This window comes from Pseudomonas sp. zfem003, from assembly GCF_032621675.1.
Lineage (GTDB): Bacteria > Pseudomonadota > Gammaproteobacteria > Pseudomonadales > Pseudomonadaceae > Metapseudomonas > Metapseudomonas otitidis.
In genome coordinates this window covers 378,918-394,003 of the sequence record NZ_JAVYJG010000002.1, presented here as the reverse complement: position 1 = coordinate 394,003, position 15,086 = coordinate 378,918, and the positions used below count along the sequence as shown (strand labels likewise).

Below are 15,086 nucleotides of genomic sequence, written 5' to 3'. Positions count from 1 at the left end.
CAACGGGCGAGCAGTCTGCCAAACCCGTCAAATATGTCAAACAGATACGCGCCCGGTGATCGCAAAAAGCGACAAACGATAGTCGTAGGCGCGACACAAGCAATTGATAAATCAGGAGTTTGTCAGACAATTTGGCGGGCGACGTTGCGTATATTTCACAGCCCCGTTTCATAACCAGAACAAGCGGCAGGTTCACGGCGCTCTGCTAGCATCCTCGGGTCACGCCCATGGAGCCCGGCATGCACCCGCTCACCCCCGACCAGACCCACGCCTACCTCGCCCACCTCGGCCTTCCCGCACCGCAACGCCTGGATCGGGAGGCCCTGGATGCCCTGATCGGCGCGCACCTGGCGCGGGTGGCCTTCGAGAACCTCGACGTGCTGCTGGCACGGCCCATCCACATCGACGCCGAGCGGGTCTTCGCCAAGGTGGTGGAACGCGGCCGGGGCGGCTACTGCTTCGAACTCAACGGCCTGTTCGGCCGGCTGCTGATGAGCCTGGGTTTCCACGTCACGTCGCTGGTGGCACGGGTGCGCTGGGGGCTGCCCGCCGAAGCGCCGCTGACCCTCACCTCGCACCTGATGCTGCGCATCGACCTGGCCGACGGCGCCTACCTCGCCGATGTCGGCTTCGGCTCCGCCAACCCGACCCGCGCCCTGCCCCTGGAAGGCCGCGAGGGCCTGGGCGACCTGCCCTTCCGGCTGCTGCCGCCGAGCGAAACGCAGGGCGACTTCCACCTGGAGACCCGCATCGGCGAGGCCTGGCTGCCGGTCTACCACTTCGACCTGCAGCCCCAGCCCTGGATCGATTACACCCCGCGCAACTGGTACACCTCCACCCACCCGGACAGCCTGTTCTGCCAGATGCTGGTGGCCGCCCGCACCGAACCCGGGCAGCGCCTGACCCTGCGCAACGGCCTGTTCACCCGCCGCACGCCCGATGGCCAGGCACACCAACGCACCCTCACCGACCCGGACGCGGTGCTGGAGGTGCTGCAGCACGAATTCCGCCTGGCCCTGCGTGACGATGATCTGGCCGCCCTGCGCCAGCGCCTGGCAGCCCTGCTGGCGGCTACGCCGGGCTGAAGTGCCCCATGAAGATCACTTCCTGGATCTCCCGCAGGTAGGGCTGGAAGCGCAGGTCCCGCTCGCTGAAGGCCCGCGCGGCAGCCAGGGCCTGCTCGTGGGAAGTCCACTCCACCAGGTCGGCGTAGACCGGCGCGCCCTCGACAGCGGCCAGGCCGCGCAGGCCGATGAAGCCCTCGAAATCCCGCAGTGCCTCGCGCACCTGTTCGCGCAGCTCCGCCACCCGCGCCTCGCGACCGGGCTTGGTGGTGAACAGCACCAGTTCCAGAACCGATGACTCTTGCATGTTGATCGCCTTCCGCTGGGTGGGACGACGCAGCCTAGAGGCCCCCTGCTGACAGCGTGCTGTCAGTGGCCGGCTCCGGCGCGCAGCGCTGGCGCATGTAGGCCTCCAGGCTCGGCGCCTCGCCAGCGGGCGCGGCAACGGGCAGGCGCGCCAGTGCCTGGATGCGGTCCACGCGGAAGTCGCGGTATTCCCCGCGCAGGTCGCACCAGGCCGCCACCGTCCACTTGCCCACCCAGTAAAACAACCCCACCGGCTGGATCACCCGCTGGGAGGCGCGCTCGTCCAGGCTCAGGTACTCGATGCGCAGCGCCGCACGGTCGCGGATCGCCCGGCGCAGTGCATCCCAGTGGCGCATCTGCTCCTGGGTGAAGGGGCTGACGAAGGCCCGCACCGGCGCCGCTTGCGGGTCCAGCCCATGGGCCGGCACCGCCGCCTGGATCTTGCTCAGCAACGAGCGCGCTGCCCCGGCCATCTCCGCGCCCACCGTGCGCGATAGCAGCTCGACGCCCAGCAGCAACGCATCCAGCTCATCGGCATTGAGCGCCAGGGGCGGCAGCTCGAAGTGCTCGTCCAGCGCATAGCCCACGCCGGCCTCGCCGTAGATCGGGATGCCGCTCAGGGACAGATCGTCCACGTAGCGGTAGATGGTCCGCACCGACACGCCCAGGCGCTCCGCCAGGCGTCGGGCGCTGATGGGCTGGTGGGCACGGATCAGGTTCACCACCTGGAACAGGCGATCGGCCTTGCGCATGACAGGGGTCGTCGTGAAAGGGAAACCGGCGGGCATTTGCGCACAGCATCCGTTGAAAAACCAGCGCCGCCGGGCCGCCACCTGCCGGGAACGCCACCGCCCCCGCAGAAATGTCCCGCCTGGCCCTCTATGCTGCGAGGCGCCGCCAACCGGGGAATGCCCATGTCCAGCAAGACGGAAATCATCCAGCAGTTCATCGCCTCCGGCGAAGCCGACTTCGCCGCCGCCAACAGCTCCAACGCCTACTACTGCAGCCACCACCCGAGCATCACCCCGCTGGTGAAGAAGCCGCCGAAGGAGCTCGATGACGCCACCTTGCAGGCCTTCTACTACTACCTGCTGTTGAACGGCGGCACACCGCCCGTCGAGAGCCAGCGCCACCTCGACCTGCTAACCGCCGCAGCGACGGACGCGGCCCGTGTGCTGGCCGAACACGGCTACCCGCGCTGCCGCCTCAAACGCTGGGAGATGGTCCTGCTGTTCGGCGGCGAGATGACCCTGGAGGCCCACGCCCGCCGCCTGGCCCTGCTCGCCCAGGTGGGCCGCTTCGCCCACCAGCCCGGCATGCTGGCCAAGGCCGCCAAGCTCAGGGCCGAATTCGGCGAGGACGCCTGGCTGCACAGCGAAATCACCCGCGTGCTGCAGGCGGTGCCGTTCGCCCGGCTGGCCTTCGACCGCGACAACCTGGATTTCAGCCTCGCCTTCATCGGCGTGCTGTTCATCTTCCTGTTCGGGGCCGACGACGCCGACCAGCGCCTGCTGTTCGCCTGGTTCAAGCAGGCCACCGACGCCCTGCAGGACATCCCCCACTACAAGACCCGCGACGAACAGGTGCGCAGCCTGGTCTGGGTGCTGTTCCGCTTCGCCGACGCCGCAAAGGCCAGCGGCCTGGTCCAGGCCCTGCTCGCGGAATACGGCGAAACCTGGTGCCGCGAATACAGCGCCTGACGGAAAAACCACCAGCCGCCTGAACCCCACGGGCGGCCGGGGCCGCAGCGATCCGCCCCAATGTTATCCACAGCTTGCCCCACAGAAATTGTGGGCAGCGCAACGCCGTCTTTTCGGTCGGATCACAGTCGAAACGAGGGGGCTCGTTTAAACTGGCGCACCTTCAGTTCCAATCGTGGTACCCAACATGGACGTTTCCCGCATCCACATGCTCATCCTGCGTGCCATCGCTACTGGCCTCGACGGCGCAGCGATCTATGCCTTGTCCATCGTGCTAATCACGTGGACACAGAACCTGCTCATGTTCCTCGTACCGATGGTCCTGTACTTCCCGCTGTGCGAGTGGCTGCTGCGCGGTTTCACCCCCGGCAAGTGGATCTGCCGCATCCGCGTCATCGCCCCCAATGGCGAGCCGCCCAGCCTGAACCAGGTCCTGATTCGCAGCGTTTTCCGCCTGGTGGAGGTCAACCCCTTCGTCATCGGCGCCATCCCTGCCGCCATCGCCGTCCTGTGCTCCAGCCATGCACAGCGCCTGGGCGATATGTGGGCCTTCACCTTCGTCGTCCCGGTCAGCGACATCCCTGCCGTACGCAAGCGCATCGCCGAGATGGAAGACGCGCCCACACAGCAACCAGAAAGCTGAGGCCCGACCATGAGCGAATCCCAAGGCTTCACCCCCGAGACCCGCGCCCAGCTGGTAGCCCTCAAGGGCGTCGGCCCCACCGTGGTCAGCCGCCTGGAACAGATCGGCTTCCGCGACCTGGCGCAACTGGCCCGCTGCGAAGCCGCCGACCTGACCCTGCAGATCGCCCGGATGATGGGCTCCACCTGCTGGCACAACAGCCCCCAGGCCCGCGCCGCCATCCAGGCCATCATCGACTTCGCCCGCACCCAATCCCCAGCGAACTGACGAAAACGCCGTCCCCGTAGGATGCGGTGAGCTCCGCGAACCGCATCAAGCTCACCTCCGCGCCACACCAGCGATGGGCTTCGCACAGCTCAGCCCATCCTACGGACCGCATCCGTAGGATGCGGTGAGCCACGCGAGCCGCATCAAGCCCCACCTCCGCGCCACGCCAGCGATGGGCTTCGCACAGCTCAGCCCATCCTACGGACCGCATCCGTAGGATGCGGTGAGCTACGCGAACCGCATCAAACCCCACCTCCGCGCCACGCCAGCGATGGGCTTCGCACAGCTCAGCCCATCCTACGGGCCGCACCGCCACCCCACTGTCATCGACGATTGGCTGGCGAAAAAGCGAACAACGCCCAGCAGGCCAAGCTTGGCGGGCATTGCCAGCGCTTCTCCCAACGTTATCCACAGCCCCACCCACAGATTCTATGGGCACTCCAAGGCTGAACTGACCATGCCAAGCGCACGTGCCAACGTGAAACGCCTCGCGCCGTGGAAGAAACGTCCGAAACCGCCCGCGCAACCTTGTTCGCCGCCGCCACGTTCCCTAACTTCGCCCGGTCGCGGTCAATCCCGCGACCGGGCTTGACGACCTGAACCATGCACGCATGCGTTTGATACGCACGCGACGAACTGCCGTTAACAGACAACGGCACTGCATTCACTTGCTGGTTACGGGTAGAGACGATGCCTGACGTACATGTTCCCTTCACCTTCATCCGCCACAAGCGCCCCCTACGCGGGGTGATGATCGACAACCAACCCTGGTTCTCCACCTACGATTTCGCTCGCCTGCTAGGGCTGCATCATCCTCAAGCGTTACATCGGCGCCTGCGCCCCTTCGAGACACGGACCACTCGTTTCGTCTATGCCACTGGCAACGAAGAGGACGTTCATCTCCTCAACGAAGCCGGCCTCTACAAGGCCCTCATTCGCTTCGGTCATCCGGAATGTCTTTACCTTGATGAATGGCTGACCCGCGAAGTCATCCCCACGTTGCGTGACCAAGTGGCAACCAGCACCTACACGCCTCGCCGTGTTGTGATCGGCTGGCAGAACCAGAGGCTGTCGTTGCTGGAGTGGCAGGGCGAATTGTGGATGCCTTGGGAAAAAGTGCCCCGCTATATAGGCACCTGACCCCCTGCACGATTCACGTATCGATGAGCTCATGCGCAACACCCAGGCCGCCAGCCATGGGCTGCACCCGTAGGATGCGGTGAGCTACGCGAACCGCATCAAGCCTCACCTCCGCGCCATGCCAGCGATGGGCTTCGCACAGCTCAGCCCATCCTACGGGCCGCACGATTCATGTATTGATGAGCCCATGCACAACACCCAGTCCGCCAGTCATGGGCTGCCCCCGTAGGATGCGGTGAGCTACGCGAACCGCATCAAACCCCACCTACGCGCCATGCCAGCGATGGGCTTCGTACAGCTAAGCCCGTCCTACGGGCGCTGCGTCTTTTGCGGTGGAAAGGTCCGACTTCACTGGCCTGGCCTTGTCGACAGGGGTGACGCTTCCTAGGGTCTGCGTTCCCTCCTGGCACGGATGCCTACCCATGACCGCCTACCGACGCGACCTCACGCCGGGTTCGACCTGGTTCTTCACCGTCAACCTCGCCGACCGCCGCAGCCGCCTGCTGGTGGAGCAGATCGACCTGCTGCGCGAGAGCTTCCGCGCGGTGATGCGCCGCCACCCCTGGCGGATCGACGCCATCGTCGTGCTGCCCGACCACCTGCATGCGCTCTGTACCCTGCCGCCGGGTGATGCCGGCTACGGGCTGCGCTGGGGCTTGATCAAGGCGCACTTCTCCCGCGCCCTGATGCCGGAGGAGCCCCTCTCGCCTAGCCGTCACAAACGCCGGGAGCGCGGCATCTGGCAACGCCGCTTCTGGGAGCACCGCATCCGCGACGATGCCGACTTCGCCCGACACGTGGACTACATCCACCACAACCCGCGCAAGCATGGCCACGTAGCGCGGGTGGTGGACTGGCCGTGGTCGTCCTTCCATCGCTATGTGGAGATCGGCACGTTGCCCAGGGACTGGGCGGGCGGCGGGGACATGGCGGAGACCCGATCCGGGGAGCGCTGAAACGCCCCTTTGAATGCAAAAGCCCCGGCCATGCCGGGGCTTTTGCGTTGCACACGGGGCCCGTCAGGCGCTGGCGGGGATGCCGGCCTCGATGCGCCGCTTGCGCCGGGCATTGAGCAGCCCGAGGCAGACGATGAGGACGCTGAGCAGGGCCGTGGCCAGCACCTCCTGCCGGTGGGCGGGCATGGCCAGCATGGTGATGAGGGCGGCGCTGATGAACAGGATCACCGCCCAGGTCAGCCAGGGGTACAGCCACATGCGGAACTCCGGGGAGTCCCCGGCCTGCTGCAACTGGCGACGCATGCGCAGCTGGGACACGGCGATGACCAGGTAGACCAGCAGCGCCACCGCCCCCGAGGAGGCGAGGAGGAAGGCGAACACCTTCTCCGGCGCGAAGTAGTTCAGCACCGTGGTGAGGAAGCCCACGGCGGTGCTGGCCAGGACGGCGGCACGGGGCACCTGGCTGGCGTTGGTGCGCTGCAGGCGCTCGGGCGCGTCGCCCCGGCGTGCCAGGGAGAAGACCATGCGCGAGGCGGTGTAGATCGCCGAGTTGAGGCAGCTGGCGACGGCTACCAGCACGACGAGGTCGACGATCAGCTTGGCGTGGGGGATGGCCAGCAGTTCCAAGGCGCGCTGGTAGGAGCCCACTTCGGCGAGCTGCGGGTCGTTCCACGGCACGATGGAGACGACGAGGAAGATCGACACCAGGTAGAACAGGCCGATGCGCCAGATCACCGAGCGGGTGGCGCGGGTGATCTGCCGGGCCGGGTTCTGCGACTCGGCGGCGGCGATGGTGACGATCTCGGTGCCCATGAAGCTGAACATGGTGGTGAGCAGGGCCCCGACCACGGCGCCATAGCCGTTGGGCAGGAAGCCGCCGTGGGTCGCCATCAGCTGTCCCAGGCCACTCACCTCGCGTTCCGGCAGGCCACCGGCGAGGGCCACGGCACCCAGCACGATGAAGGCGATGATCGCCAGCACCTTGAGCAGGGCGAACCAGAACTCGAACTCGCCGTAGCGCGCCACGCTGAACAGGTTGGTGACGGTCAGCGCCAGGGTCACCAGCAAGGCGAATATCCAGGTGTCGATGGCGGGGAACCAGGCGTTGAGGATGGCCGCCGCGGCGATGGCTTCCAGCGGGATGACCAGCACCCAGAACCACCAGTAGAGCCAGCCGATGGTGAAGCCGGCCCAGCGCCCGATGGCGCGGTCGGCGTAGGTGGAGAAGGAGCCGGTGTCGGGCGAGGCGACGGCCATCTCCCCGAGCATGCGCATCACCAACACCACCAGGGTGCCGGCGAACAGGTAGGCCAGGAGCACGGCAGGGCCGGCGGCGGCGATGGCGTGGCCGGAGCCGACGAACAGGCCGGCGCCGATCACCCCGGCGATGGAGAGCATGGTCACGTGGCGTTGCTTGAGACCGGGCGCGAGGGCCGCGGAGGTGTCGCGGGGCAGTTGCGAGGCGAGGAGCGGTGAAGAGGGCATGGGCGATTCCTTCTCGATTGTTCTTGGTGGCGCTGCCATCTGGAAGGGCGATGACAGTCGGTTCGAGTCGAGCGCACGTGGTGCGGTTCAACAGCGGGGACGAGCGGAGCGGGACCTCTGGACGTGGGTAAAAGAAAAAGGGGCATGACCGTCACCGGTCATGCCCCTTGCCTGTACGGATCAGCCGTTGCTGGGGAACGCGAATTGCGCGGCCTCGTGGCTGGCGCGCTGCGGCCAGCGCTGGGTGATGGCCTTGCGGCGGGTGTAGAAGCGCACGCCATCCGGGCCGTAGGCGTGCAGGTCGCCGAACAGGGAACGCTTCCAGCCACCGAAGCTGTGGTAGCTGACCGGGACCGGCAGCGGCACGTTGACGCCGACCATGCCCACTTCGATCTCGTCGCAGAACAGGCGGGCGGCTTCACCGTCGCGGGTGAAGATGCAGGTGCCGTTGCCGTATTCGTGGTCGTTGATCAGCTGCATGGCTTCTTCCAGGCTGCCGACGCGAACGATGCAGAGCACCGGGCCGAAGATCTCTTCCTGGTAGATGCGCATGTCGGCGGTGACGTTGTCGAACAGGGTGCCGCCGACGAAGTAGCCGTCTTCATGACCGGCGACGCGGTAGCCACGGCCGTCCACCACCAGCTTGGCGCCGGCTGCGACGCCGTCGTCGATGTAGCCGACCACCTTGTCGCGGGCGGCGGCGGTAACCAGCGGGCCCATGTCGAGGCCGCAGGTGGTGCCGGCGCCGATCTTCAGGCCCTTGATCTGCGGAACGATCTTCTCCACCAGCGCATCGGCGATCTGGTCGCCCACGCACACGGCCACGGAGATGGCCATGCAGCGCTCGCCGCAGGAGCCGTAGGCGGCGCCCATCAGCGCGCTGACGGCGTTGTCGAGGTCGGCATCGGGCATCAGCACGGCGTGGTTCTTGGCGCCGCCCAGGGCCTGGACGCGCTTACCGCGCTTGGTGCCTTCGCTGTAGATGTATTCGGCAATGGGGGTGGAGCCGACGAAGCTGATGGCCTTCACTTCCGGCGCTTCGATCAGGCCGTCCACGGCCTCCTTGTCGCCGTTCACCACGTTCAGCACGCCCTTGGGCAGGCCGGCCTGCTCGAACAGTTCGGCGATGAACAGGGTGGAGCTGGGGTCGCGCTCGGAGGGCTTGAGGATGAAGGTGTTGCCGCAGGCGATGGCCAGCGGGTACATCCACAGCGGCACCATGGCCGGGAAGTTGAACGGGGTGATGCCGGCGACCACGCCCACCGGCTGGAAGTCGCTCCAGGCGTCGATGTTCGGGCCGACGTTGCGGCTGTACTCGCCCTTGAGGATCTCGGGGGCGGCGCAGGCGTATTCGACGTTCTCGATGCCGCGCTTGAGTTCACCGGCGGCGTCTTCGAGGGTCTTGCCGTGCTCCTGGCTGATCAGGCGGGAAATCTCGGCCTCGTTCTGCTCCAGCAGTTGCTTGAAGCGGAACAGCACCTGGGCGCGCTTGGCCGGCGGGGTGTTGCGCCAGGCGGGGAAGGCGGCCTTGGCGGCGTCGATGGCCTTCTGCAGGGTTTCGCGGCTGGCCAGGCCGACCTTGTGGATGGCTTCGCCGGTGGACGGGTTGAACACGTCGGCGGTGCGGCCTTGGTCGGCGACGCGTTCGCCGTTGATCAGGTGCGGGATGAGGCTCATGGGTGGGGTCTCTTGCAGGTTCTTGTCCGGTGGGTCCGCAGCGGGCGCTGCGGACCGTGCATTACTTGAGTTCGGTTTCCACGAAGACCACGTCGTGGTCGCTGGCGTTGATCACGTTGTGCTCGACGCCGGCCTTGCGGAAGTAGGCCTGCCCGGCCACCAGGGGGGTGAGCTTCTCGCCCTCCGGGGTTTCCAGCAGCAGGGTGCCGTCGGTCATGGGCACGACCACGTAATCGTAGCCATGCCGATGGCGACCGGTCTCGGCGCCCGGGGCGAAGCGCCACTCGGTGACGATCACCTCGGCGTTGTCCACCTGCACGGTGGGCACGGCCTGCGGGCGCCCGCTCATCAGGCGACGCCTTGCAGGGCCTGGCCGACGGCGTCGAACACGCGGTCGAGGTCTTCCGGCTTGGCGTTGAAGGTGGGCCCGAACTGCAGGGTGTCGCCGCCGAAGCGGACGTAGAAGCCGGCCTTCCACAGGGCCATGCCGGCCTCGAACGGACGGACGATGGCGTCGCCGTCACGCGGGGCGATCTGCAGGGCACCGGCCAGGCCGCAGTTGCGGATGTCGACCACGTGCTTGGCGCCCTTCAGGCCGTGCAGGGCCTTCTCGAAGTGCGGAGCCAGCTCGGCGGACTGCTGGATGAGGTTCTCCTTCTCCAGCACCTCCAGGGCGGCCAGGCCGGCGGCGCAGGCGACCGGGTGACCGGAGTAGGTGTAGCCGTGGGTGAACTCCACCGCGTATTCCGGGGTGGCCTGGTTCATGAAGGTCTCGTAGATCTCGCGGCTGGCGATCACCGCGCCCAGCGGGATGGCACCGTTGGTGATCTGCTTGGCGACGTTCATCAGGTCCGGGGTCACACCGAAGTACTCGGCGCCGGTCCACTTGCCCATGCGGCCGAAGCCGGTGATCACTTCGTCGAAGATCAGCAGGATGTTGTGCTGGTCGCAGATCTCGCGCAGGCGCGGCAGGTAGCCAACCGGCGGGACGATGGCCCCGGCGGAACCGGACATCGGCTCGACGATCACGGCGGCGATGTTGGAGGCGTCGTGCAACTCGATCAGCTTGAGCAGTTCGTTGGCCAGCTCCACGCCACCGGTGGCGGCCATGCCCTTGGTGAAGGCCATGCCCGGCTGCAGGGTGTGGGGCAGGTGGTCGACGTCCATCAGCTGGCCGAACATCTTGCGGTTGCCGCCGATGCCGCCCAGGGCGGTGCCGGCGACGTTCACGCCGTGGTAGCCACGGGCACGGCCGATCAGCTTGGTCTTCTGCGGCTGGCCTTTCAGGCGCCAGTAGGCGCGGGCCATCTTGATGGCGGTGTCGGCGCACTCGGAGCCGGAGCCGGTGAAGAACACGTGGTTCAGCTCGCCGGGGGTCAGGCTGGCGATCTTCTCGGCCAGCTTGAAGGACAGCGGGTGGCCGAACTGGAAGCCGGGGGAGTAGTCGAGGGTGCCGAGCTGCTTGGCCACGGCCTCCTGGATTTCCTTGCGGGAGTGACCGGCGCCGCAGGTCCACAGGCCCGACAGGCTGTCGTACACGCGACGCCCCTGGTCATCGATCAGCCAGCTACCTTCGGCGGCCACGATCAGACGGGGATCGCGCTGGAAGTTGCGGTTGGCGGAGAAGGGCATCCAGTGGGCATCCAGCTTCAGCTGGCTGGCCAGGGACGGGGTGGTGGTCTGCGGCATGTTCATTCCTGTCTGCCTCGCAATTCAGGTCATGGGTGGAACCGAGGGGTTCTTGCAGTCGACATTGCCACGGGCATAAAGTCAGGAAAATCCAACTTTTGAAAACTTCACTTCAGGGTTCACTAAACAATGAGCACCCGCCGCCCAGAGCCTCTCGGCCAGGTCAGTGACTTCGATATCCGCCTGCTGCGGATCTTCCGCAGCGTGGTCGAGTGCGGCGGTTTCTCCGCTGCGGAAACGGTGCTGGGCATCGGCCGCTCGGCCATCAGCCAGCAGATGAGCGACCTGGAGCAGCGCCTCGGCCTGCGCCTGTGCCAGCGCGGCCGGGCCGGCTTCGCGCTGACCGAGGAAGGCCGCGAGGTCTACCAGTCCACCCAGCAGCTGCTGGCCTCGCTGGAGACCTTCCGCACCGAGGTCAACGGCCTGCACCAGCACCTGCGCGGCGAGCTGAACATCGGCCTCACCGACAACCTCGTCACCCTGCCGCACATGCGCATCACCCACGCCCTGGCGCGGCTCAAGGAGCGCGGGCCGGACGTGGTGATCAACATCCGCATGACGCCCCCCAGCGAGGTGGAGCAAGGGGTGCTGGACGGCCGCGTGCACGTCGGCGTGGTGCCGCAGACGGCGGCGCTGTCCGGCCTGGAATACCAGCCGCTGTACGAGGAACGCTCGCTGCTCTACTGCGCGGTCGGGCACCCGCTGTTCTACGTCGACGACACCCAGCTGGACGATGCCCGCCTGAACGACCAGGAAGCCATCGCCCCCACCTTCCGCCTGCCGGCCGAGATCCAGGCCCTGTACCAGGCGCTGAACTGCACCGCCAGCGCGTCGGACCGCGAAGGCATGGCCTTCCTCATCCTCACCGGGCGCTACATCGGCTACCTGCCGGACCACTACGCCACCTTCTGGGTGCAGCAGGGCCGCCTGCGCGCCCTCAAGCCGGCGAGCCGCTTCTACGACCTCAGCCTGGCCACCGTGACCCGCAAGGGCCGGCGCCCGCACCTGGTGCTGGAGAGCTTCCTCGACGCCCTGGCCGGCACCAGCTGAGGCGCGCGGGCGACGGCGGAAGCGAGTAGGCTGGCCCCCTCATCCCAAGGAGGACCGCCCATGAGCACCCCACACTCCGCCCTGGTCATCGGGGCATCCCGCGGCATCGGCCTGGGCCTGGTGCGCCAGCTGCTCGGCGCCGGCTGGCAGGTCACCGCCACCGTGCGCGACCCGGCCCGCGCCAGTGAACTGGCCGCCCTGCCCGGCGTCGAGCTGGCCACCCTGGAACTGACCCAGGCCGACAGCCAGGACGCGCTGGCCCGGCAACTGGAAGGTCGCCGCTTCGACCTCATCCTGGTCAACGCCGGCATCTACGGCCCCGCCCACCAGTCGGCCAGCCAGGCCAGCGAAGCCGAGGTCGCCCAGTTGTTCATGACCAACGCCGTCGCCCCGGTGCGCCTGGCCGAGCGCCTCAAGGGCCAGCTGCGCGACGGCGGCACCCTGGCCTTCATGAGCTCCACCCTCGGCAGCGTGGCCGGCAACGACAGCGGTGGCCTGGCGCTCTACCGCGCCAGCAAGGCCGCGCTCAACTCCCTCACCCGCAGCCTGCTGGCGGAATGGCAGGGCCCGCGCCCCACCGTGCTCAACCTGCACCCGGGCTGGGTGAAGACCGACATGGGCGGCGACGCTGCCGACATCGACGTGGAAACCAGCACCGCCGGCCTCCTGCGCCAGATCGAAGCCCACGCCGGGCGCGGCGGCCAGCATTACCTCGACTACAAGGGCCAAACCCTGCCCTGGTGACGCACCAGCAGGCGGCGCGGCGGCACCGCCGTGCACCATCCGCGCTCGCGGACGGCGCCGCCCGCCTGCACCAACCGGCCTGGCACGGGGCTTTTCGCGCCGCCTGTCCAGTTGGTCAATTTTTTGCAATCGCCTGGTCAGCCCACAGGGCACAGCACAGAACAACAGACCAGGAGCCCCATCCCCCATGTTCCATTCCAAGAAGAACCTGCTGCGCACCCTCGTCGCCGCCATCGGCTTCAGCGCCACCCTCGGCGCCTCCGCCGCAGATCCGCTGAAGGTCGGCTTCGTCTACGTCGGCCCCATCGGCGACCACGGCTGGACCTACCAGCACGAGGAAGGTCGCAAGGCCCTGGTGGCCAAGCTGGGCGACAAGGTGGAGACCACCTACGTGGAAAACGTCGCCGAGGGCGCCGACGCCGAGCGGGTCATCCGCAACATGGCCAAGGGCGGCTACGACCTGATCTTCACCACCTCCTTCGGCTACATGAACCCCACCGCCAAGGTGGCCAAGCAGTTCCCCAAGGTCACCTTCGAGCACGCCACCGGCTACAAGCAGGACAAGAACCTCGGCACCTACCTGTCGCGCTCCTATGAGGGCCGCTACGTCGGCGGCTTCCTCGCCGCGAAGATGACCAAGAGCCACAAGATCGGCTACATCGCCTCCTTCCCCATCCCCGAGGTGATCCGCGACATCAACGCCATCCAGCTGGCGCTGAACAAGTACGACCCGCAGGCCGAGATCAAGGTGGTCTGGGTCAACTCCTGGTTCGACCCGGGCAAGGAAGCCGATGCCGCCAACGCGCTGATCGACCAGGGCGTCGACGTGGTCTTCCAGCACACCGACAGCCCGGCGCCGATCCAGGCCGCCGAGCGCCGTGGCGTGTACTCCGTGGGCTACGCCTCGGACATGGCGCACTTCGGGCCCAAGGCCGTGCTCACCTCCATCGTCAACAACTGGGGGCCGCACTACATACAGGCCGCCGAAGGCGTGATGGCCGGCACCTGGAAGTCCCAGGACTACTGGGGCGGCCTGGCCGAGGACACCATCCAGCTGCCCATCAGCGACCTGGTGCCCACCGACGTGAAGGCCGAGGCGGAGAACATCATCGCCCGCATCAAGAGCGGCGAGTTCCACGCCTTCACCGGCCCGATCAAGGACCAGAGCGGCACCCTCAAGCTGGCCGACGGCGTGGTCGCCACCAACGCCGACCTGGCGGGCATGAACTACTACGTCGAAGGCATCAAGGCGGAACTGCCGAAGTAAGCCCCGCCCTCTCCCCGTGTGCGGGAGAGGGTGCTGACCCGCATACCCGAAGGACACCCCGATGAACACGCTTCCCCTCATCGACATCGCCCCGCTCTATGGCACAGACAGCGCCGCCTGGCGCGATGTCGCCACCCAGATCGACGCCGCCTGCCGCGACTGGGGCTTCTTCTACATCACCGGACACGGCATCCCGCCCGAGCGCATCGACGCGCTGCTGGCAACGGCCAAGACCTTCTTCGCCCTGCCCGAGGCCGAGAAGCTGAAGATCGACATCACCCGCACCGCCCACCACCGCGGCTACGGCGCCATCGCCACCGAACAGCTCGACCCGACCCAGCCCAGCGACCTGAAGGAAACCTTCGACATGGGCTTCCACATGGCCGCCGACCACCCCGAGGTGCTGGCCGGCAAGCCCCTGCGCGGGCCCAACCGCCACCCCGACTTGCCCGGCTGGGCGCCGCTCATGGAGCAGCACTACGCCGACATGCAGGCCCTGGCGCAGACCCTGCTGCGGGCCATCGCCCTGGCCCTGGGCATCGAGCGCGACTTCTTCGATGCGCGCTTCGCCGAGCCCATCAGCGTGTTCCGCATGATCCACTACCCGCCGCGCCACACCGCCCGCAGCGCCGACCAGCCGGGCGCCGGCGCCCACACCGACTACGGCTGCGTCACCCTCCTCTACCAGGACGACGCCGGCGGCCTGCAGGTGCGCAACGTCCACGGGGAGTGGATCGACGCGCCACCGATCCCCGGCAGCTTCGTGGTCAACATCGGCGACATGATGGCGCGCTGGAGCAACGACCGTTACACCTCCACCCCGCACCGGGTCATCAGCCCGCTGGGGGTGCACCGCTACTCCATGCCCTTCTTCGCCGAACCGCACCCGGACACCGAGATCAGCTGCCTGCCCAACTGCTCCAGCGCCGACAACCCGCCGAAGTACCCACCGGTGACCAGCGCCGAGTACCTGCTCTCGCGCTTTGCCGACACCTACGCCTACCGACGGGAGGAAACGGCCTGACCAGTGGCCGGCCCTCGGCGGAACAGGGCCATTCGTCAGGGGCCGTGCCGCGCGGCCCGGGTGTTCGGGCGCGG

At 67.4% G+C, this 15,086-nt stretch carries 16 protein-coding genes; 10 read left to right on the top strand and 6 right to left on the bottom strand.

Annotation, left to right across the window (positions count from 1 at the left end; translation table 11 throughout):
• Positions 1-239 precede the first annotated feature (239 nt).
• Positions 240-1,085 carry an arylamine N-acetyltransferase gene (locus RTK35_RS05270; RefSeq protein ID WP_316907543.1) on the top strand — a complete coding sequence of 282 codons (846 nt, stop codon included), beginning with the start codon at positions 240-242 and terminating at the stop codon, positions 1,083-1,085.
• On the opposite strand, the gene RTK35_RS05265 is transcribed toward RTK35_RS05270, so the two are convergent.
• Complete coding sequence (locus tag RTK35_RS05265; protein ID WP_044412937.1) at positions 1,072-1,371, bottom strand: antibiotic biosynthesis monooxygenase family protein; 300 nt, start codon at positions 1,369-1,371, stop codon at positions 1,072-1,074. The genes RTK35_RS05270 and RTK35_RS05265 overlap by 14 nt on opposite strands.
• Before the next feature lie 34 nt (positions 1,372-1,405).
• Positions 1,406-2,122 carry a YafY family protein gene (locus RTK35_RS05260; RefSeq protein ID WP_316907542.1) on the bottom strand — a complete coding sequence of 239 codons (717 nt, stop codon included), beginning with the start codon at positions 2,120-2,122 and terminating at the stop codon, positions 1,406-1,408.
• Positions 2,123-2,284: 162 nt separating this feature from the next.
• Here RTK35_RS05260 and RTK35_RS05255 point away from each other — a divergent pair, with 162 nt between their 5' ends.
• The 5 genes from RTK35_RS05255 (at position 2,285) to RTK35_RS05235 (ending at position 6,076) form a co-directional block, all read left to right on the top strand.
• On the top strand, positions 2,285-3,070 hold the full coding sequence (locus RTK35_RS05255) for a hypothetical protein (protein ID WP_316907541.1): 786 nt from the start codon (positions 2,285-2,287) through the stop codon (positions 3,068-3,070).
• Positions 3,071-3,257: 187 nt separating this feature from the next.
• A complete protein-coding gene (locus tag RTK35_RS05250) occupies positions 3,258-3,713 on the top strand; it encodes an RDD family protein (RefSeq protein ID WP_142014078.1) in 456 nt (151 codons plus the stop codon).
• Positions 3,714-3,722: 9 nt separating this feature from the next.
• Positions 3,723-3,980, top strand: coding sequence for a helix-hairpin-helix domain-containing protein (locus RTK35_RS05245; protein ID WP_316907540.1), 258 nt, complete (start codon positions 3,723-3,725; stop codon positions 3,978-3,980).
• A 690-nt stretch (positions 3,981-4,670) separates the two neighbouring features.
• A complete protein-coding gene (locus RTK35_RS05240; protein ID WP_316907539.1) occupies positions 4,671-5,120 on the top strand; it encodes a Bro-N domain-containing protein in 450 nt (149 codons plus the stop codon).
• A 422-nt stretch (positions 5,121-5,542) separates the two neighbouring features.
• On the top strand, positions 5,543-6,076 hold the full coding sequence (locus RTK35_RS05235) for an REP-associated tyrosine transposase (protein ID WP_282888134.1): 534 nt from the start codon (positions 5,543-5,545) through the stop codon (positions 6,074-6,076).
• Positions 6,077-6,139: 63 nt separating this feature from the next.
• On the opposite strand, the gene gabP is transcribed toward RTK35_RS05235, so the two are convergent.
• The 4 genes from gabP to RTK35_RS05215 all read right to left on the bottom strand — a co-directional run bounded on the left by gabP (position 6,140) and on the right by RTK35_RS05215 (position 10,933).
• Positions 6,140-7,561: a GABA permease gene (gene gabP, locus RTK35_RS05230; protein ID WP_316907538.1), complete on the bottom strand. Its 1,422-nt coding sequence runs from the start codon at positions 7,559-7,561 to the stop codon at positions 6,140-6,142.
• A 180-nt stretch (positions 7,562-7,741) separates the two neighbouring features.
• Entirely contained in the window at positions 7,742-9,238 is a 1,497-nt protein-coding gene (locus RTK35_RS05225; protein ID WP_044412960.1) for a CoA-acylating methylmalonate-semialdehyde dehydrogenase, read from the bottom strand.
• A gap of 61 nt (positions 9,239-9,299) precedes the next feature.
• On the bottom strand, positions 9,300-9,587 hold the full coding sequence (locus tag RTK35_RS05220) for a cupin domain-containing protein (RefSeq protein ID WP_316907537.1): 288 nt from the start codon (positions 9,585-9,587) through the stop codon (positions 9,300-9,302).
• The gene (locus tag RTK35_RS05215) at positions 9,587-10,933 is read right to left on the bottom strand and encodes an aspartate aminotransferase family protein (protein ID WP_044412965.1); all 1,347 of its coding nucleotides are present in this window, start codon (positions 10,931-10,933) and stop codon (positions 9,587-9,589) included. Before RTK35_RS05215 ends, RTK35_RS05220 begins: the two co-directional genes overlap by 1 nt.
• Before the next feature lie 123 nt (positions 10,934-11,056).
• Between RTK35_RS05215 and RTK35_RS05210 the strand changes: the two genes are divergently transcribed.
• The 4 genes from RTK35_RS05210 to RTK35_RS05195 all read left to right on the top strand — a co-directional run bounded on the left by RTK35_RS05210 (position 11,057) and on the right by RTK35_RS05195 (position 15,012).
• A complete protein-coding gene (locus RTK35_RS05210) occupies positions 11,057-11,977 on the top strand; it encodes a LysR family transcriptional regulator (RefSeq protein ID WP_044412968.1) in 921 nt (306 codons plus the stop codon).
• Positions 11,978-12,037: 60 nt separating this feature from the next.
• Positions 12,038-12,721, top strand: a complete 684-nt coding sequence (locus RTK35_RS05205) for an SDR family oxidoreductase (protein ID WP_316907536.1) — start codon at positions 12,038-12,040, stop codon at positions 12,719-12,721.
• A 187-nt stretch (positions 12,722-12,908) separates the two neighbouring features.
• A complete protein-coding gene (locus tag RTK35_RS05200) occupies positions 12,909-13,988 on the top strand; it encodes a BMP family ABC transporter substrate-binding protein (protein WP_316907535.1) in 1,080 nt (359 codons plus the stop codon).
• 61 nt (positions 13,989-14,049) lie between these two features.
• On the top strand, positions 14,050-15,012 hold the full coding sequence (locus tag RTK35_RS05195) for a 2-oxoglutarate and iron-dependent oxygenase domain-containing protein (RefSeq protein ID WP_316907534.1): 963 nt from the start codon (positions 14,050-14,052) through the stop codon (positions 15,010-15,012).
• Positions 15,013-15,086 lie beyond the last annotated feature (74 nt).